16 protein-coding genes are annotated in these 18,265 nt (G+C 55.2%); 12 read left to right on the top strand and 4 right to left on the bottom strand.

The window, feature by feature from the left end; all coding sequences use genetic code 11:
• Positions 1 to 159 precede the first annotated feature (159 nt).
• Entirely contained in the window at positions 160 to 774 is a 615-nt protein-coding gene (locus HW554_RS15675) for a C40 family peptidase (protein WP_317170890.1), read from the bottom strand.
• Positions 775 to 883: 109 nt separating this feature from the next.
• Between HW554_RS15675 and HW554_RS15670 the strand changes: the two genes are divergently transcribed.
• The gene (locus tag HW554_RS15670) at positions 884 to 2,302 is read left to right on the top strand and encodes an FAD-binding oxidoreductase (RefSeq protein ID WP_176909526.1); all 1,419 of its coding nucleotides are present in this window, start codon (positions 884 to 886) and stop codon (positions 2,300 to 2,302) included.
• Positions 2,303 to 2,530: 228 nt separating this feature from the next.
• Here the strand turns inward: HW554_RS15670 and HW554_RS15665 are convergent, their stop codons facing one another.
• Positions 2,531 to 2,998 carry an acyl-CoA-binding protein gene (locus tag HW554_RS15665; RefSeq protein WP_176909525.1) on the bottom strand — a complete coding sequence of 156 codons (468 nt, stop codon included), beginning with the start codon at positions 2,996 to 2,998 and terminating at the stop codon, positions 2,531 to 2,533.
• Between the two features lie 188 nt (positions 2,999 to 3,186).
• On the opposite strand from HW554_RS15665, the gene asnB reads away from it, so the two are divergent.
• The 11 genes from asnB to HW554_RS15610 all read left to right on the top strand — a co-directional run bounded on the left by asnB (position 3,187) and on the right by HW554_RS15610 (position 16,673).
• Positions 3,187 to 5,091, top strand: a complete 1,905-nt coding sequence (gene asnB / locus HW554_RS15660) for an asparagine synthase (glutamine-hydrolyzing) (protein WP_176909524.1) — start codon at positions 3,187 to 3,189, stop codon at positions 5,089 to 5,091.
• A 99-nt stretch (positions 5,092 to 5,190) separates the two neighbouring features.
• Positions 5,191 to 5,907 (top strand): glycosyltransferase family 2 protein, encoded by a 717-nt coding sequence (locus HW554_RS15655; protein ID WP_176909523.1) that lies wholly within the window; start codon positions 5,191 to 5,193, stop codon positions 5,905 to 5,907.
• Between the two features lie 52 nt (positions 5,908 to 5,959).
• A complete protein-coding gene (locus HW554_RS15650) occupies positions 5,960 to 7,297 on the top strand; it encodes a UDP-glucose dehydrogenase family protein (RefSeq protein ID WP_176909522.1) in 1,338 nt (445 codons plus the stop codon).
• Positions 7,298 to 7,353: 56 nt separating this feature from the next.
• A complete protein-coding gene (locus HW554_RS15645; protein ID WP_176909521.1) occupies positions 7,354 to 8,340 on the top strand; it encodes a UDP-glucuronic acid decarboxylase family protein in 987 nt (328 codons plus the stop codon).
• A 169-nt stretch (positions 8,341 to 8,509) separates the two neighbouring features.
• Positions 8,510 to 9,085, top strand: a complete 576-nt coding sequence (locus HW554_RS15640) for a hypothetical protein (RefSeq protein WP_176909520.1) — start codon at positions 8,510 to 8,512, stop codon at positions 9,083 to 9,085.
• Between the two features lie 458 nt (positions 9,086 to 9,543).
• Complete coding sequence (locus HW554_RS15635) at positions 9,544 to 9,963, top strand: sugar 3,4-ketoisomerase (protein WP_176909519.1); 420 nt, start codon at positions 9,544 to 9,546, stop codon at positions 9,961 to 9,963.
• Positions 9,945 to 10,904: a GNAT family protein gene (locus HW554_RS15630; protein WP_176909518.1), complete on the top strand. Its 960-nt coding sequence runs from the start codon at positions 9,945 to 9,947 to the stop codon at positions 10,902 to 10,904. Before HW554_RS15635 ends, HW554_RS15630 begins: the two co-directional genes overlap by 19 nt.
• Before the next feature lie 68 nt (positions 10,905 to 10,972).
• Complete coding sequence (locus tag HW554_RS15625; protein ID WP_176909517.1) at positions 10,973 to 12,085, top strand: DegT/DnrJ/EryC1/StrS family aminotransferase; 1,113 nt, start codon at positions 10,973 to 10,975, stop codon at positions 12,083 to 12,085.
• Between the two features lie 568 nt (positions 12,086 to 12,653).
• Positions 12,654 to 14,009, top strand: a complete 1,356-nt coding sequence (locus tag HW554_RS15620) for a hypothetical protein (protein ID WP_176909516.1) — start codon at positions 12,654 to 12,656, stop codon at positions 14,007 to 14,009.
• Positions 14,010 to 14,176: 167 nt separating this feature from the next.
• Positions 14,177 to 15,106, top strand: a complete 930-nt coding sequence (locus tag HW554_RS15615; protein ID WP_176909515.1) for a glycosyltransferase family 2 protein — start codon at positions 14,177 to 14,179, stop codon at positions 15,104 to 15,106.
• Positions 15,107 to 15,137: 31 nt separating this feature from the next.
• Positions 15,138 to 16,673, top strand: a complete 1,536-nt coding sequence (locus HW554_RS15610) for a DUF6056 family protein (RefSeq protein WP_176909514.1) — start codon at positions 15,138 to 15,140, stop codon at positions 16,671 to 16,673.
• A gap of 398 nt (positions 16,674 to 17,071) precedes the next feature.
• Here the strand turns inward: HW554_RS15610 and HW554_RS15605 are convergent, their stop codons facing one another.
• Both HW554_RS15605 and HW554_RS15600 read right to left on the bottom strand, forming a co-directional pair.
• Positions 17,072 to 17,428 (bottom strand): hypothetical protein, encoded by a 357-nt coding sequence (locus HW554_RS15605; RefSeq protein WP_176909513.1) that lies wholly within the window; start codon positions 17,426 to 17,428, stop codon positions 17,072 to 17,074.
• A 119-nt stretch (positions 17,429 to 17,547) separates the two neighbouring features.
• Entirely contained in the window at positions 17,548 to 18,114 is a 567-nt protein-coding gene (locus tag HW554_RS15600) for a helix-turn-helix transcriptional regulator (RefSeq protein ID WP_176909512.1), read from the bottom strand.
• Between the last annotated feature and the right edge of the window lie 151 nt (positions 18,115 to 18,265).

Here is an 18,265-nt window from a genome sequence, read left to right as displayed (position 1 = left end):
AGGGGCTTTTGAAAAAAAGTAAAAAGCTTCCGCAAAGGTAAGGCCCCAAAGGCCGGTACATGTTACGGGAGTGTGATGTTTGCTTTATTCAAACCTGTAGCCAAAGCACGAAGCGTAAGCTCCGGAAGGCTTAATGGCCGCAAAGGTAACTGGTTGATTTCATAACCTGGGTCTTACGGCCTTAATAAATCGGCTCAGGTAATAATCTGTTTCCAATGCATTCTCAATAACACCCAGTGAGCTGGAAGAGTGGATAAACTGCACACTCTCAGGCGTCGCCACGGTTACCATTCCTACATGGGTAATGGTGTTGCTACCCGGCGAGGCCCCAAAAAATACCAGGTCGCCGGGTTGCAGCTCCTGCGGCTTTATGGGGGCACCCCACACCGCCTGCTCGTTGCTGGAGCGCGGGATGTCGACATTGATAGCCGCAAACGACTCGTGCAGCAGCCCCGAGCAGTCCATGCCCAGGCGGGTAGTACCGCCGTACTTATAAGGTACGCCCTGGTACGAGCGGGCAGTTTGGATTACCTCGGCAATGGGTCTGGAAACATTGGCGGCAATGGGAGCAGCCCCGGGCCGGCGTGAGACTATTTTAGTGCGGCCGGCCGCGGTTTTCGACTTGGTTTTTACGGTAACCGGGGCCCGGCCCCGGCCGCGGGCCCGCTCGGAAGCCTTTATGCGCGCCATGTCGCGCGCCGAGTGGTAACGGCCGTTGTTGTAATTTACCTTGCCGGCGTTGCAGCCCGGCAGCGCACTCAACGCCAGTAGCACTAAAACCGGAAGCGCCCATCGCCGCCACCAGGCCGAATAACTTATCTTCGTACTGTATTCCTGCATTAGCACAAAGATACGCACCCTCTTCACTTTCTCTCGCTTGCTCATGGATTTCCAGGTGCTGACTCCGGCCTTAGTGGCTCATTTTGAAGAAATTGTCGGCCCGGCCTATGTGCTTACGGCCCAGCGCACCGAAGCCGCCGAGTACGCCGGCTACGGCCGCGACCATACCGAAGACCTGCACTACGCCCCCGATGTGGTGGTAAAGCCCGCTAACGCCAACGAGATAAGCCAAATTGTGCGCCTCTGCCACGAGCATCATATCCCGGTAACGGCCCGTGGGGCGGGCACGGGCCTGAGCGGCGGGGCGCTGCCGCTGCATCAGGGGTTGGTGTTGAGTACCGAGCGGCTGAATAAAATCATCGAAATTGATGAGCGCAACCTGCAGGCCACTGTCGAGCCGGGCGTTATCAACGAGGTATTCCAGAACGCGGTGAAAGAGGTGGGCCTGTTCTATCCGCCCGACCCGGCCAGTAAGGGTAGCTGCTTTTTAGGCGGCAACCTGGCCCACAGCAGCGGCGGCCCCAAAGCCGTGAAATACGGCACCACCCGCGACTACGTGCTCAACCTGCAGGTCGTACTGCCCACCGGCGACATTATCTGGACGGCTGCCAACACGCTTAAAAACTCCACCGGCTACAACCTCACCCAGCTGATGGTGGGCTCCGAGGGCACGCTGGGGATCATCACCAAAGCCGTATTCCGGCTACTGCCCTACCCGAAGCACAATATCCTGATGCTGGTGCCCTTCCGGCAGGAGGCCCAGGCCGCCGAAGCCGTAGCGGCCGTTTTCCGCGCCGGTATCATCCCGTCGGGCATGGAATTCATGGAGCGCGAGGCCATTGCCTGGTCCAGCGAATACCTCCAGATTCCCCTCGCGCTGCCCGAAGACATAACGGCGCATTTGCTCATCGAGCTCGACGGCCAGGATATTGACCAGCTTTATAAGGAAGCCGAGCAGGTGTACGAAGTGCTGGAGCGCTACGATGTAGCAGAGATTCTGCTGGCCGACAATGCCACCCAGAAAGACGAGCTGTGGAAAATTCGCCGCAATATCGGCAACGCCGTGCGCTACAACTCAGTGTATAAGGAGGAGGATACTGTGGTACCCCGCGCTGAGCTGGCGACGCTACTTAAAGGCGTGAAAGAAATAGGCCGGCGCTACGGCTTCAAAAGTGTCTGCTACGGCCATGCCGGCGACGGCAACCTGCACGTCAACATCATCCGAGGCGACCTCGACGACGAGATGTGGAACGTGGGCCTGCGCCAGCCCATCACCGAAATATTCGAACTCTGCGTGAAGCTCGGCGGTACTATTTCCGGCGAGCACGGCATCGGATTGGTGCAGAAAGGCTACATAGGCATTGCGCTTCAGCAAGCTAACCTGGACCTGATGCGCGGCATCAAGCAGGTGTTCGACCCGCACGGCATCATGAATCCCGGCAAAATCTGGACCACGGATTAGCACAGACATAAGTGGATTTCATGGAGAAGCTGTTTAAAAAGTCAAAAGGACGCCAGATGAAGCATGACGTCCTAACTGATCTAAACAGCTTCGGATTCTAAAGCAGGTTCATTCAGCCATTTCGAAGACTTTGCTACCCTTTAAAAAGAGAAGCCCAGCTCATCCAATGAGTTGGGCTTCTCTTTTTAAAGGGTAGCAAAGTCTTCGAAAGAAGCTTAAATCCGTGGATTATTGAGCGTTTTTCAATTCATCCTCGCCGCCGTAGGGCGTCCCGTCTTTAAGGTCGCCCTTCAGGCCACCCATTTGCGACTGGCCGGCCTGTTGCTGGGCTTGAGCGGTGGGGCTGGCTTCAGCCGTACCGGGCGCGCCCAGTGGCTGGTTGGAAGCCGACTTAGGCTGGTCCTGCTGATAGTGCTGCGTCAGTTCGTCGGCGCGGCTGATGTACTGCTGCTTGGCTTCTTCGTGCGACATCCCCTTGCACTTGCTCCAGGCATCCCACTGGCCCTGCGAGAGGCCTCCGGGGCCATTGGGGTTATCGGGCGTTTCGTCGCCTACTTCGTCCCGTTTGGCATCGTGGTCGCCATCGGTGGCCTGCTTGTATAGGCCGTAAAGTTCCGTCATGTGTGCGGCGGCCATTTCGCCGGGCAGTGTGTCAATACGCTGGGCAGCGGCGTCAAAATCTTGCTGAAGGCTCATATTCGGGTGGTAAAAGGGAAGGTGAAGGGAGTAGGAGGGAGGCGGGGGGCAGAAGCCGGCCCGGGAGTTAGCAACCGGTTGCAGCCCGGCAGTGAGGGTTGTACTAGCGCGGCCCGGCTTTGGTTACGGATGAGCAGCACAGTTTTTTGCCAACCCACGTCGCAATAGTTCGTACTTTTGCCAGCCATATGTGTGGAATCTCCGGAGTATTCGCTTTTACTGAGGTTGGCCGTAGCGCGCTGACCGCCCTGCATGCCTCAACCGACGCCATCGTCAGCCGCGGGCCCGACTCGCAAGGGCACTTTATCTACGACGGTTGTGGGCTGGGTTTCCGGCGTCTGGCCATTCTCGATCTGTCGGCCGATGGCAACCAGCCCATGACCGACGATTCGGGCCGCTATACCATTGCGTTCAATGGGGAAATCTTCAACTTCCGGGAGTTGCGGCAGCAACTCCTGAAGAAAGGCCACACCTTCCACTCGCAGACTGATACCGAGGTAATCCTGCACCTGTACATGGCCGAGGGGCGCAACTTCCTGAAAAAGCTCAATGGCTTTTTCGCCTTCGCCATTTACGACAAGGAGGAGAACTCGCTGTTCGTGGCCCGCGACCGGATGGGCGAGAAGCCCCTGCTCGTGTACCGCGACGAGGATAAGCTGCTGTTTGCCTCCGAAATGAAGTCGCTGCTGGCGCTGGGTATTCCGCGCAAGCTCGATTTCACTTCGCTGAGCCAGTACCTGCAGCTGAACTACATTCCTGGTCCGGCTACTATTTTCAAGGGCGTAAAGAAGGTGCTGCCCGGCCACTATATGTTCATCAAGGATGGCAAAGTAGTGCGCAAGCAGTGGTATAAGATTCCGTATGACCCCAAGAAGGTACAGAAGAACAAGACGACCTACGAGCAGCAGCAGGCCAAGCTGGTAGAGTTGCTCGATGATGCTACTGCCCGCCGCCTCGTAGCCGATGTACCCGTGGGCGCCTTCTTGAGCGGCGGCATCGACTCGAGCGTGGTAGTAGCGCTGGCCACCCGCCACACGCCTCACCTCAACACGTTCAGTATCGGCTTCGCCGACGAGCCGTTCTTCGACGAAACCAAGTATGCGCAGCTGGTAGCCGAGCGCTATAAAACCAACCACACGGTTTTCTCGCTCCGCAACCAGGACCTCTACGACCACATCTTCGACGTACTGAATTACCTCGATGAGCCTTTCGCCGACTCCTCGGCCCTGGCCGTGTACATCCTCAGCAAGCGTACCCGCGAGAAGGCCACTGTGGCGCTAAGCGGCGACGGTGCCGATGAACTGTTTGCCGGTTACAACAAGCACATGGGCGAGTTTCAGGTGCGGCAGGGCGGCTTCAAAGCCGAAGCCGTGGCGGGCCTCGATATGCTCTGGAACGTGCTGCCCAAATCGCGCAACTCCTTTCTGGGTAATAAAGTGCGGCAGTTTCAGCGCTTCTCGCGCGGTATGCTCAGCGGCCCTAAAAACCGCTATTGGGACTGGGCTTCGTTTGCCTCGGAAACGGACGCCCGCCAGCTGCTGAGCCCCGCCGCGCGTCGCAAAATCGGCAAAAAGCTGAATGAGCGCCGCCGCCGCGACCTATTGGAAGGGCTGCATACCGATGGCGACCTGAACGAGGTGCTGCTCACCGATACGCGCATGGTGCTGCCCTACGACATGCTGGCCAAGGTGGACATGATGAGTATGGCCAACTCCCTGGAAGTTCGCCCGCCCTTCCTCGACCCCAACGTAGTGAACTTCGCCTTCTCGCTGCCCGTGAGCAGCAAGATTGACGCCGGCATGAAGAAGAAAATCGTGCAGGATGCCTTCCGACCCATGCTACCCGAGGAGTTGTACAAGCGCCCGAAGCACGGCTTCGAGGTCCCACTGCTCAAGTGGTTCCGGGGCGAGTTGCGTCCGCTCATCGAGGACGACCTGCTTTCCGACGGCTTCATCGAGGCTCAGGGCATTTTCTCCGTTGAAGCGGTTCGGCAACTCAAGAAGCAACTCTTCTCCAACAGCCCGGGCGACGTGCACGCCCGTATCTGGGCCCTCATCGTGTTCCAGTGGTGGTGGAAGAAGTGGATGGCGTAGATAGATCGAACCGTTAGCAGTCAGCTGATAGCTGTTGGCTTCCATTCTGGTAGTAACGAAGTAAACTTCATCGGCTCCGGCAGGTAGCTACTGGCTTAAATGACGCGTAAGCTCTCTATCATCATTCCGGCTTACAACGAAGGCGCCACTATCATGCGGGTGCTGGACCAGATCCGTGCCGTGGAGTTGGCTGGTGGCTTTGGTAAGGAGGTGATTGTGGTGGATGATTGTTCGTTTGACAATACGGCCGCCGAGGTGCAGCGCTACGCCTCCGAACATCCTGAGCTACCGCTGAGCTACCATCGTCACGCCGTTAACCAGGGTAAAGGTGCCGCGCTGCATACGGGCATCCGGGTAGCCACCGGCGAGTTCATCGTCATTCAGGATGCTGATCTGGAATACGACCCCCAGGAGTACAACGTGCTGCTGGCTCCCGTGCTGCGCGGCGTGGCCGATGTGGTGTATGGCTCGCGCTTTATCGGCGGCAAGCCCCACCGCATCCTGTTCTTCTGGCACAGCATCGGCAATAAGTGGCTGACCGCGCTGTGCAACGCCTGCGCCAACCTCAACCTCACCGATATGGAAACCTGCTACAAGCTGTTCCGGCGCGAGCTGGTGCAGGGTCTGCAACTACAGGAAAAGCGTTTTGGCTTCGAACCCGAAGTAACCCTGAAAATGGCCCGTATACCTGGCGTCCGTATCTACGAAGTAGGCATCAGCTACTACGGTCGCACGTATGCCGAGGGCAAGAAAATAGGCTGGCGCGACGGTTTTCAGGCCATTTATTGCATTGTAAAATACGGCTTGCTGCAATAGCGTAACTTTGCGACTTCAAAAGACAGACTCGCGTTCAACCGAACTTTACTATATGAAAATTGCAGTTGTAGGCACCGGCTATGTGGGCTTGGTAACGGGTACTTGCTTTGCCGAGGTAGGCATCGACGTCACGTGCATCGATATCGACCAGCGCAAAATCGACAATCTGCGTCAGGGTATTCTACCCATCTACGAGCCCGGGTTGGAGGAAATGGTTACCCGCAACGTTGAAGCTAAGCGTTTGCATTTCAGCACCGACCTGGGTGCGGCCATCAAGGACTGCGACGTGGCTTTTATTGCGGTGGGTACGCCCCCCGGCGAAGACGGCTCGGCCGACCTGAAGTACGTGCTGGCTGTAGCCCGCGGCATTGGTGAGCACATGAACTCCTATGGCGTAATTGTAACCAAAAGCACGGTTCCGGTGGGCACGGCGGCCAAAGTGCGCCGCGAAATAGAGCAGGCCCTCGAAAAGCGGGGTGCCCAGATTGACTTCGACGTGGCGTCCAATCCTGAATTCCTTAAGGAAGGTGCTGCCATCGATGACTTCCTCAAGCCCGACCGCATTGTGGTAGGTGTGGCTTCTGAGCGGGCCGAGGAGGTGATGAACCGCCTGTACAAGCCTTTCCTGCTCAATGGCCACCCAATTATCTTCATGGATATTCCGTCGGCCGAAATGACGAAGTACGCGGCCAACTCCATGCTGGCTACTAAAATATCGTTCATGAACGACATTGCCAACCTATGCGAAATCATGGGGGCCGATGTGAACATGGTACGCCGCGGCATCGGTTCCGACGCCCGCATCGGTCCCAAGTTCATCTATCCTGGTATCGGCTACGGCGGCTCCTGCTTCCCCAAAGATGTGAAGGCACTTATTAAAACGGCCCAGGAAAACGGCTACCAGATGCAGGTGCTGCAGGCGGTGGAAAGCGTGAACGAAGGCCAGAAGGAAGTGCTGTTCAACAAGGTGAAAAAGCACTTTGGAGGCGAGCTGAAAGGCAAGAAAATGGCCGTCTGGGGTCTGTCGTTCAAGCCCAAAACCGATGATATGCGCGAGGCTCCCTCGTTAGTTATCATTGAAAAGCTACTGGCCGAAGGCTGCTCCGTATCAGCTTACGATCCGGTAGCTGTGGCCGAAGCCAAGCATTCGCTCGGCGACCGAATCACGTACGCCGACGACCAGATGGAAGCCCTTATAGATGCCGACGCGCTGCTCATCGTGACGGAGTGGCCCGAATTCCGAGTTCCCAACTTCACCGTAGTGAGCCGCTTGATGAAGCAGAAGGTTATCTTCGACGGCCGCAACATTTACGACAAGCAGGAACTGGAGCAAGCCGGTTTCGCCTACCACTGCATCGGCGTCCGGACCGGACATCAGGAGCCGGCTTAAATTTCCTGGCAGTATCCCTGCTGTTGCTGCCTGCTTTTCCTTTAGAATTTCTCTGTATGTCTAATCAAAAACGCGTACTCATCACTGGCGGGGCCGGCTTTCTGGGCTCCCACCTCTGCGACCGGTTTCTAGCCGAAGGTTACCATGTCATTGCCATGGATAACCTTATTACCGGCGACTTGGCCAACATCGAGCATCTGTTTGGCAACGAGCACTTCGAGTTCCACCACGCCGATGTGAGCAAGTTCGTGTTCGTACCTGGTAAGCTGGACTACATCCTGCACTTCGCTTCGCCGGCCTCGCCCATCGATTACCTCAAAATTCCGATCCAAACCCTGAAAGTAGGTTCGCTCGGCACCCATAACCTGCTGGGTCTGGCCCGCGTGAAGGGTGCCCGTATGCTGATTGCCAGCACCTCGGAGGTATACGGCGACCCAGAAATTCACCCGCAGGTGGAAGAGTATTTCGGCAACGTGAACCCCGTAGGGCCTCGCGGCTGCTACGACGAAGCCAAGCGTTTCCAGGAGGCCATCACTATGGCCTACCACAACCACCACGGCCTGGAAACCCGCATCGTGCGCATCTTCAACACTTACGGCCCGCGTATGCGCCTCAATGACGGCCGCGTGTTGCCTGCCTTCTTGAGCCAAGCGTTGCGCGGTGAAAACCTGACCGTATTTGGCGACGGTTCCCAGACCCGCTCGTTTTGCTACGTCGACGACTTAGTGGAAGGTATCTACCGCTTGTTGCTGAGCGACTACGCTCTGCCTGTCAACATCGGCAACCCCGACGAAATCAGCATCAAGGAGTTCGGCGAGGAAATTGCTCGCCTGATGAATGTGGAGTTTAAGCCCACGTTCCAAGAACTGCCCCAGAATGACCCCATGAAGCGCAAGCCCGATATTACTAAGGCCCGCGAAATCCTAGGTTGGGAGCCTAAAGTAGACCGAGCCGAGGGCCTGCGCCGGACGCTGGAATACTTCAAGGAGCACGTGAGCGAGGTAATGGCCGGCAAGGTGGACAATACGCCCCGCAGCTTTTAGAAAGGTTGAGCGAGTACCCCGGGGCTGGGCTCCGGTCCATAGAACGGCTACTAACGGGCCTGTTCAACGGACCGGAACCCAGCCCCGGGGTACTCGTTTTAGGGAGTTGCCAGCATGCCCGATTTCTTTCCAGAAGCGCTATCTTGAACCGTACTAAACGGCGGTAGCTATGGCACGGGTAAAGATGGAAGCGGGTTCGGGTATTGCTGGCCTCAGCGGACGCATTGGTAACCTAGTGTTCTGGATGAGCGCCGACGGCACCACCTACGTCCAACAGGCCCCGACCATTAAAAAGCGGCCGGGTTCGGCCGCGCAGCAGCAGTACCGGAAGCGGTTCAGAGCGGCTGCGGACTACGGGCACGCACAGCAGGCCTGCGCCGAGGGACGGGCGTACTACCAGCCCTTTGTGCAGCCGGGCCGCTTTGCCAGCGTATACAGCATGGCGCTGGCCGATTTTCTCAAGCCCCCGCAGCTGCTGGCGGTGGAGGCCGATGGCTACCACGGGCAAACCGGGACGCGCCTGCGCATTCACGCCTGTAACCCCTATGGGGTGAGGGCGGTGTGGGTGTGGGTACTAGACGCCGCCGGGCGGGTGCTGGAAGAGGGCGCGGCCCAACAGGAGGGCGCCGACTGGTGGGCGTACGAAACAACACAACTGCACCCGGCAACGGCTGTGCGGCAGCTACAGGCAGTTGCCCACGACCGGCCGGGTAATGAGGCGCAGTTGACGGTGAGCCTGGAATAATACTACGCTTAGCCAGAACGAGAAAAAGTCAGAATCAGCCCAAAAGCCTATAGCCACCCTATAAGTAGCCTACATCTGCCCGGGTTCTGACCGGGATGAGCTATACCAGAAGTATACTATTAGGGGCAAGGGTAGGAGGGTGGTTGCCCGCAGGCCAGGCAAGCGCTTACACCGGGCGCATGGCAAGTACAGGTTGCGAAGAACGACGTTGGGTGCGGGGCTTAGCTTCACACCCAACGTCGTTTAGGCCAGCTACTGCGCAACCTGGGTTGGTAGCAACTGGTGCTGTTCAAGCGCAGTTTATGAAAAAAGTAAGGCAGGGTGCGGCATCGATCCGCGTTAAACCCTGAGAATATACTACTAACGATACTTGAGAGGCGGTCTACTGCCAGCGAAACGCTACCTTTGCCGGGCCCGAAGGTGAAAAACCTGCGGACTAACCTTGCTTTCTATATCCTATGGCTGAGTTTCCTAAGCCGCACCTAATTGAGTTTCCGAAGCTGGGGGAGCCGGGCATCGGCTATATCTCCGTCACCGAACAGAGTCAGCTGGTGCCTTTTGCGGTGCAACGCATCTTCTGGACCTATTACACGCCCGAAAGCATTGTGCGCGGCCGCCACGCCCACCACCGCACCGAGCAAGTGCTGATTGCCGCCGCCGGCCGCATTACGGTAACTACTGAGCTGGCCGATGGTACTATTGAGCTATTCCGGCTGGAAGACCCGAACATGGGCCTCTACGTACCGCCCCAGGCTTGGCACACCATGCAGTATTCGCACTCGGCGGTGCAGCTGGTATTTGCTTCAGCACCGTACCAGGAGGCGGATTACATTCGGGAATACGAAGACTTCAAGCGCGTATGGGGTCCACAAGTGTAGCTGCTGCCAAAGCTGACTGGATAGGAGCCCGGGCCGACGCGTTGTTCCGGCACTCACCGACGCACTTTCTGCGGCAGCTGCCGCGGGAGCCCCAGCAGCAGCGTTCCGGCACGGGCGCGGCGGCGCGCTTCGGGGGTGGGGCGGGGGAGGAGGTGCTCACGTCCGCAGATAGCCATAGTCAGTGGCTAATGCAGCACCTGCCCTGGGATACAGAATTTTTCGGGACCGATACCTACCGGTTGTTCACGGGGATATTCGGAGCGAAGGTTTCACCGGCTGCGCTGGCCTTAGCCGCGCAGCAGCTGCGCACGACGCTGGCGGCCCGCGGGGCGTACTATGCTTTCAGCGTGGTGCCCGCGGAGGATATAGAATTGTTGCAGGCCCTGACCGCCGGGGGCTGGCGGCTGGTAGAAACCCGGCTGAACTTTTACTGCCCGGTAGCCGAGGCTACTTTATCAGCGCCCGCGCCCGTGCGGCTGGCCCGAGTTGATGAGGCCACTTACATTGGCCGTATTTCCGCCACGGCCCGCAACGAATATGACCGGTTCCATGCCGACCCCTGGTTTGGGGAGGCCCGCGCCGATGCGCTGCTGGCCCGCTACGCCGAAGCCGCTACCGAAGGATCGTACGCCGATGCCGTGCTAGTGCCCAACGAGCCGGGGTTGCCCGTCGATTCGTTTCTGGCCATAGCCGATACGCCGGCCGAAGCCGGAGTACCGGGCAGCGGCTCATCGCGGGTGCTGCTGACGGCCGTGGGGCCGGCTAATCGGGGCTGGCACCTGAAGCTGGTAGCTGAAACCGTGCGCAGGGCCGCCGCGCTGTCCCTGCCGCAGGTACTTATGACTACGCAGGCCACCAACGGAGCCGTGTTCCGTACCTGCGAGAAGCTGGGCTTCCGGCTGGGTAGCACCAGCCATGTACTGGCTTGCCACGAGGGCTGATAAACTTTGTCAATCAGCCCTTTTCTCAAATATAATTTCAAATTGAAGAAGTACTAAGATTCTGTCCAATGAATACTTTAACTGTTCCGTTTCTTTCTTTTCAGCCGCAACATGTAGCGGTGCGCGAGGAAATTATGGCCGCCGTAGGCCGCGTGTATGACTCGTACTGGTACGTGTTAGGCGACGAAGTAAAAAAGTTTGAGCAGGCGTACTGTGACTTCAATCAGGTAACTCACACCGTAGGTGTGGCTAATGGCCTCGATGCACTAGTGCTGGCGTTGCGAGTGTTGGAAATTGGCCCTGGCGACGAGGTGATTGTTCCTTCCAATACATACATCGCCACCTGGCTGGCCGTAACGCAAGTGGGGGCCACACCCGTGCCCGTGGAGCCCAATCCGGCTACGAGCAACCTCGACCCCTCCCTTATTGCCGCTGCCATCACGCCACGCACCCGCGCCATTATGCCAGTGCACCTGTATGGGCAGGCCTGCGAGATGGGCGCGATTATGGCACTGGCTGCTGAGTATAACCTATATGTGGTGGAAGACAATGCCCAAGCGCAAGGTGCTGCCTTTAATGGGCAGATCACTGGCAGCTTCGGTGCTGTGAACGGCACGAGTTTCTATCCCGGCAAAAATCTGGGGGCACTAGGTGACGCTGGGGCGGTGACTACCAATGATGATGCGCTGGATCAGAAGGTGAGAGTACTGCGCAATTATGGCTCGCAGCAGAAATACTACAACGAAGTGGTGGGCTACAACTCCCGCCTTGACGAACTGCAGGCGGCCGTGCTGGAAGTGAAGCTGCGCCACCTGCCCGAGTGGACGCGCCAGCGCCAGCAAGTGGCGGCCTGGTACGACCAGCACTTGGCCGGCATTGCCGGGCTGCGGCTGCCGGTAATAGCAAAAGGTGCTACCCACGTCTACCACCTCTATGTGGTGCACACGCCGAAACGAGAGGCATTGCAGCAGCACCTCACGGCTCAAGGCATTGGCACGATGATTCACTACCCCGTGCCGCCGCACCGCCAGCAGGCCTACGCTACCATGCAGCTACCGTCTGGGTCCTTTTGCATTGCTGAAGAACTGGCCGCTACTTGCCTAAGCTTACCAATGTACCCTGGCATGAGTGAGGAGCAGGTTAAAGCTGTGGCAGCAAATATCTATAACTTCAAAGACTAAAGAACCTAACATGATGCACTACTACGTGGAATTTACGCTGAGCGTCATGCTACTATTGTGGTGTGATGTTTCAAGCAAAGAGGCGTGCAAATTCGTTATGCCTATTTAATTCGAATAGAGTGGATTATTGTAGCAGTTGCTTGAAGTAGAGATTCGAAAATACATAGATGCATTTTTTGCGTCTTGTCGCCCGTATCTTTATTCCGGCAACACTTTACAATGAGAAGCTACATCCGGCATGCTATGTTGTTTATGAAAGTGATATATAGTAATATTGTGTTTTATTGTATAGCGGTTTCGCGAACGGTGTGTCCAGCCGGGTGTAGAGACGCATATTTGCATCTCCTCGTAGAAAGATGCCGTAACAGCGTCGCGAGCGACAAGACGCAAATATGCGTCTCTACATCCTGGGTCTACGGTTCGCGAAACTGCTATAAATATTAATTTAATTAAAATCTCTCACATTAATCTTGCTAACATGCGATTTAATGAGCTTAATTTTCGATCCAATGATAAATTATATTGGTACTTTGTTGTATGTGTATTTATAATTATTTTTAGTTTATTAATGATATTTGGTTACCATGGTCCTGGCGTAGGGGGAGATGCGGACGTTTATTGGGGATTAGCGTCCCGTTTTCGTAAGGACGGTAATTTGTCACTACTTAACTTTGACTCATCTTTACGCGGCTATTTATTCCCATTATTACTGATGCCAATAAAGGCGATTGTATATTTTGATTTCGCATCTCAATCTTTTATGACTATTTTATTTAATTCAATTATTGCTGCTATTCTTTTTGGTTTTGTTGTACCCAAATTATATCTAATTATTAGACCCAGCTGTATTATAACTCCAATTAAACTAATTTTATTTACTGGATTGTCTTTATTCTTTTGGATTGGCTATTTTAATTATACCTTAACTGATTTTCCTGCCATGCTTTTTTTGGGCTTGAGTCTTTTGATGCTTCTCAATAATAATAATAATAAAATTATATTTATTTTAATAGCAGGAATATTATTTGGAGCCGCAGTCAATTTTAGACCCGTTTATATAATCAGTGTTCCATTTTTTATAATTATATCTCAGTATTCGATAAAAGGTGAATTAAAGTTTTTTAGAAAAATACTTAACTTTGTGATTATTATAGTTGGCATAGGCCTGCCAATGCTACCCCAGTTGTATATAAATAATAAAGTGTTTAAAGAAAACACACCTTTAGTGTTAACCAAAAACCAAACAGACCGAGGTACTGATTTGCTACTTGCACAATTAGGATGGGCATTGCAAATGCAAAAATTCGAAACTGCATTTGGTAGCGCACCAGGGGGACGCAACGCTGTAGTGTTTTATCGCAATCCTGCTGGAAACCGTTTATTAAATGATAATGGATATAAGTCGAGTAAACTTTGGGGAGTGGTATTTACGAGCAAGACACAATATTTAGAGCTAGTAGCTAATAACCCTATTGAGATGGTCGGTATCTATTTGAGGCAAGCTTTCAACGGATTCGATCAACATCATAATACTCCGTATATACGTCGGCCGATTCAGGATTTTACTCTCTTGCTCCCTGTCGTGAACTATACTATTTGGTTCGGTGTGCTACTACTTGCTTGGCCAATGTTAAGGAATGTAAAAAGTATTCCTATAGTAAATATATTAGCAATATTAATTTTAATATCACCTTGTATTGTGGCTTCTCTTATGGCAATGGAAACGCGTTTTTTTATTCCAATTCACTTAATTATGTACGCATTATTGTCTTTTGAATGGAAAAGCATCATGTTGAATAAATGGTTGAATAAGGATATTTATGTGAAAATATTTGTGGTGTGTTGTTATATATGCTTTGTTATTTTATGTTTAAGATTCTCCTGGTTAATTCATGAACAGCAATATATATGGTCACCTAATTAAATTTTTGTCTGTTATCAAAATATGCTTACACTTACGCGTGTGGACGCATTTACCACTCGCAATTTTATCATATATATGATGGATTTTTTGCTTACGTATAACTATTGAATTGAGTTTTCGAATATTTTGCGCTTTGTTTCTGTTAATCAAAATTTGCACCACCATGTATGACTAAACTATCTATCATCGTTCCATGCTACTATAACGAGGATAATATCCCGGTAACCGTGGGCGAGTTGGTGTCCAACGAAGCCAACTTCCCACCGGAGGTGGAGTTTGAGTATGTGTTCGTGAACGACGGCTCGGGTGACGATACGCTCGGGGCCCTGCAACGAGCCCAAGCGCAGTATCATAATCGGGTGCGCATCGTGGATCTGGCGGGCAACGTGGGTTCTTACAACGCAATTGTGGCCGGTATGGCCCACGCTACCGGTGAATGCATGGTCATCATCACGGCCGACATGCAGGATCCGCCCGCGCTGATGGTGCAGATGTATGCTTACTGGCAGCAGGGCTTCAAACTCATCATTGGTAACCGCCAGGACCGCGAAGAAACGGGTCTGCAGCAGTTCTTAGCCCGGACTTTCCACGTGCTGATGAAGAAAATTGCGCTGCCTAATATTCCGGATGGGGGCTTCGATTTCGTGTTTTTTGACCGTCAGGTAGCCGAGCATATCACCGGTATGCAGGAGCGCAACAGCAACCTGTTCTACCTGATGGTCTGGCTGGGTTATCCTTACGTGAACATTCCCTACGTGCGCCGCAAGCGCGAAATCGGCAAGTCGCGCTGGACGTTAAAGAAAAAGGCCAAGCTGTTCATTGATTCCATATTGGCCTTCTCCTTCTTTCCTATCCGGGCCATTTCGGTTATGGGGCTGGGGCTGGGGCTGGCCGCCTTTTCCTACGGCCTATATATCATTGGCCTGCGGCTGTTCGGCAGCGAGGAGCCTGAAGGCTGGTCGGCGTTGATGGTGGTGCTATTATTTGTGTCGGCTTTTCAGATGACGGCGCTGGGCATCATCGGCGAGTACGTCTGGCGCGGCCTCGACGCTGCCCGGCAGCGGCCGCTATACGTGGTAAAGGAAGTGTATGAGTAAGCTTGCTGGTCTCCGTACCTAACTTTAGCTTATGCGCACGCAAAAAGCCCTGGCGGCCCTATTGGTCTTTCTGACGATTCTGCCCTTCGTGGTCCTGTGCTTTTACAGTCACCCGGCTTTTGATGATTTTTCCGATGCCGTGCAACGGCGCAACGCTGGCTTCTGGACCATACAGCAGGACCTGTATCAGCACCTCACGGGCCGACTCTTTACGTCGGTAGTGCTCACTGAAGCGAGTCCGCTGGTATACGACAGAGGCTTAGCCAACTACTGGCTGGCCCCTTTAGGTACCTTAGTCCTACTGGGTAGCAGTCTGTATGCCCTGGTAGCGGCTGTTGTGAAGCAGGCGTGGGAGGGAGGTGCCAAGCTGCTGGCCACCGGGGTTCTTCTCGCCCTTTGGCTGGTGCAGAACCCGAGCGTGGCGGAATCGGTGTACTGGTTCAATGGCCTGGCCGTGTACACCATTCCTTGCGCGCTGCTGGTGTTCTGGCTGGCGGTGGTTGTGCAGTGGTGGCCGGCGGAGGCCCGTCACCGCACGGTGTGGCTGGTTCTGAATCTAATTCTGGGCACCTGCGTGCTATGGTCGAATGAGATAATTGCCCTGCCCTTGTTGGCTGTAATAGTGGGGCTGTGTGGCTGGGAGTGGTGGCGGCGTCGGCCGCGGCGCAAGAAGCGTCGGTGGCAGCTGTTGGGCCTTTTGAGTTGGTTTTGCGGGGCGCTGGCCTTTTCGCTGCTGGCTCCCGGCAATATGGCACGGGCTGCCATCATCGATATAGCGGTGCCCTGGCATAAGGTACTACTAGGGCCCCCGGTGGCAATGAGCTATCTGCTGCTTAACTGGCTGAGTAGCGGAGTGCTGCTGTTTGGGTCGGTGCTGGCGGTGCCGGCGCTGGTACGGCTGGTAGGTGGGGTGAAACAGGCTCCGGCCCTGGTACTGCTGGTGGCCCTGCGGCCGAAACAACTGCTCGTTGCAGGAATTACCCTCCTGCTTATCCTGCCGGTATCGGCTATGCCGAGCTATTGGGCCACGGGGGGGCTAATGCCGCCCCGCGCCCGCGCCGCATTATATCTGTTGTTTCTGCTAAGCTGGTTTACTGTATTGTTGGCAACCGTAGTCGTAACCCGGTCGTCGGCCTGGCAACGGCGGCTGACTACAGCAGGCTCCTGGCCGCGCCCCGTAGCCGCGCTACTCTGGGCCGGCCTGCTGCTCAACCTGGCCACCGACCACAACCTGCGCGTGACCCGCCGAGACGTCGGCCGGGCCAGCAATAATGCCGCACTAGCCTATTGCGACTTGTTTAGTGGCAAAGCAAGCCGTTACGATGCCCTACTGTTAGCCCGATATGATAAGTTGCGCACCAGCAAAAAGCAGCGGGTCGAAGTGGCTGCACTTCCGCCCAATGCTCGCCCGGCTAGTCTGTTTTACTATGACATTACTACTGACAGTACTTTCGGGGTAAATCGAGACTACGGTGCCTTTTTCCATAAACAGACGGTCTGGACTGGGAAGGGGGGGATGGGACACCCGCCCAAAACATATCAGCCTCCGGCGGAGGACGAGGAATAGTTACTTGTAACTGACCGGTTGCTGGTGGGGGCTATAGCCGTCTCGCGAACGGTGTGCCCTGTTGTAGAGACGCAATATTTTGCGTCTCGTCGTTGCTAATGTTTGGTGTGTGGCATGGCCGTTCAACGATGAGACGCAAAATATTGCGTCTCTACAGCAGCAGACGGATTTGCTAAACAACCTTGGTATCTGGCACTATTATACCGATGTAAATAATTGATAATAAGTCTATCATAGGCGAATGTGGAGCTGGCAACAACCACATTGTAGCTGTTGCGTCTTCACACAAAAATGCCCGCCCCGGATTGCTCCGAAGCGGGCGAATTCCTTTGTCTCCCCGCTTACAAGCTGGCTTTGCGGGCGGTTACCGCATCTATGAAGGTAGTCACTTCCGTTAGCTACGCCTCGGTTTCGGCCAGGTCCCGCTCGCGGGTGAGCAGGGCTACCGGGCCCCGAGCCTCCTGCTTATCGGTGAGCCGGGCGCGCCGATAGGTAGCAGTACGTAAATCGATTTCGCTGTTTTTGCGCGCCTTGGTACCCTCCGCCAGCGTTGGAATAACGCTGGTCAGGGCCTGAATCCCGGCGTCGAGGCCGGCCAGCGTCGCCTGGTTTTCGGTGGTCGCCTCGCTGGTGGAGTCGCGGGCATAATCCAGGTTAGTGGCCCGGTGGCGGAGCGCCTTTACGTCGCTCTTAGCTTCGACCAGCAGCTTGTCGCAGTCGGCTGCGGTAGTCAGTGCACTCACGGTGTAATCCATAGGAATAAGGGAAAGAGGTGGAAGATGCATGATGCCCTCTCAACGCCCCTGATTTATTCGTTATTGTTCGGCTCGTCGTTGCTGGTTAAATATTTATCAGGTAGTGATTTAAGTGCTGCTCAGCTTGCCAGAATTTCTTCCAGCGCGGCCACTTCCGCAGCTGTAAACCGGATGCGCAACGCCAGCAGGTAGCGCGCAGCCACGGCCCCGGCACCAAGAGCCTGGGCGGTGGTGGCAGTCCAGTGCCGCAGTAATTGGTGGCGCCGTAGCGCGGCAACATTATCAGCGGGCAGCTGCTCCGGCCCGTCCGCCCTTAATTGCTGCCAGCGGTGTGCCAGCTCTACCCGGGCATCCTCGCGGGCCAGCTCCACGCGCAGGTTGGCCAGCTGCCAATGGCATGTTGCCAGCCGCCGCCGCAATACCTTCGCCCCCGACCGGGAAGACGCAGATATGCCAGTGGGATTGAGGGCTGTTTTGGTGGCCGAACCCAGCGGCGGCGGTAACTGCGCCGCCAGCTTCCGCAGCAGCTGGCCTGGTTCGGCCGCCAACTGCCGGCGCCCCGCCTCCAGGTGCGCTACCTGCCCCCGCGAAACGCCCAGGTAGGCCGCCAACTGCTCCTGCGACAAGCCCAGGTACGTGCGCACGGCGGCGGCTAATGTGGTGGAAGGAGTGGCTTTCTGCGGCATTGTGCAGTTGAAACGAGCCGCCAGCTTTTGTAGCATTCAGAAATGGAAATTTTTTGAATGCTACAAAAAATGGGCTCTGGAAAAAAAGTATTGCAGTAGAAAACGCTGGATATACTTGGAGACTGTTTAGAGCAGATTTCAAGTCAGTGTA

This window comes from Hymenobacter lapidiphilus, assembly GCF_013377885.1.
GTDB classification, from domain to species: domain Bacteria; phylum Bacteroidota; class Bacteroidia; order Cytophagales; family Hymenobacteraceae; genus Hymenobacter; species Hymenobacter lapidiphilus.
This window is presented reverse-complemented; position numbering and strand designations above follow the sequence as displayed.

Coding starts and splice junctions, on each gene's coding strand:
- HW554_RS15600 (WP_176909512.1), bottom strand. CDS start 18,114: ATGCCGCAGAAAGCCACTCCTTCCACCACATTAGCCGCCGCCGTGCGC.
- HW554_RS15650 (WP_176909522.1), top strand. CDS start 5,960: ATGAAAATTGCAGTTGTAGGCACCGGCTATGTGGGCTTGGTAACGGGT.
- HW554_RS15615 (WP_176909515.1), top strand. CDS start 14,177: ATGACTAAACTATCTATCATCGTTCCATGCTACTATAACGAGGATAAT.
- HW554_RS15670 (WP_176909526.1), top strand. CDS start 884: ATGGATTTCCAGGTGCTGACTCCGGCCTTAGTGGCTCATTTTGAAGAA.
- HW554_RS15655 (WP_176909523.1), top strand. CDS start 5,191: ATGACGCGTAAGCTCTCTATCATCATTCCGGCTTACAACGAAGGCGCC.
- HW554_RS15610 (WP_176909514.1), top strand. CDS start 15,138: ATGCGCACGCAAAAAGCCCTGGCGGCCCTATTGGTCTTTCTGACGATT.
- HW554_RS15625 (WP_176909517.1), top strand. CDS start 10,973: ATGAATACTTTAACTGTTCCGTTTCTTTCTTTTCAGCCGCAACATGTA.
- HW554_RS15640 (WP_176909520.1), top strand. CDS start 8,510: ATGGCACGGGTAAAGATGGAAGCGGGTTCGGGTATTGCTGGCCTCAGC.
- HW554_RS15665 (WP_176909525.1), bottom strand. CDS start 2,998: ATGAGCCTTCAGCAAGATTTTGACGCCGCTGCCCAGCGTATTGACACA.
- asnB (WP_176909524.1), top strand. CDS start 3,187: ATGTGTGGAATCTCCGGAGTATTCGCTTTTACTGAGGTTGGCCGTAGC.
- HW554_RS15605 (WP_176909513.1), bottom strand. CDS start 17,428: ATGGATTACACCGTGAGTGCACTGACTACCGCAGCCGACTGCGACAAG.
- HW554_RS15645 (WP_176909521.1), top strand. CDS start 7,354: ATGTCTAATCAAAAACGCGTACTCATCACTGGCGGGGCCGGCTTTCTG.
- HW554_RS15620 (WP_176909516.1), top strand. CDS start 12,654: ATGATATTTGGTTACCATGGTCCTGGCGTAGGGGGAGATGCGGACGTT.
- HW554_RS15635 (WP_176909519.1), top strand. CDS start 9,544: ATGGCTGAGTTTCCTAAGCCGCACCTAATTGAGTTTCCGAAGCTGGGG.
- HW554_RS15630 (WP_176909518.1), top strand. CDS start 9,945: ATGGGGTCCACAAGTGTAGCTGCTGCCAAAGCTGACTGGATAGGAGCC.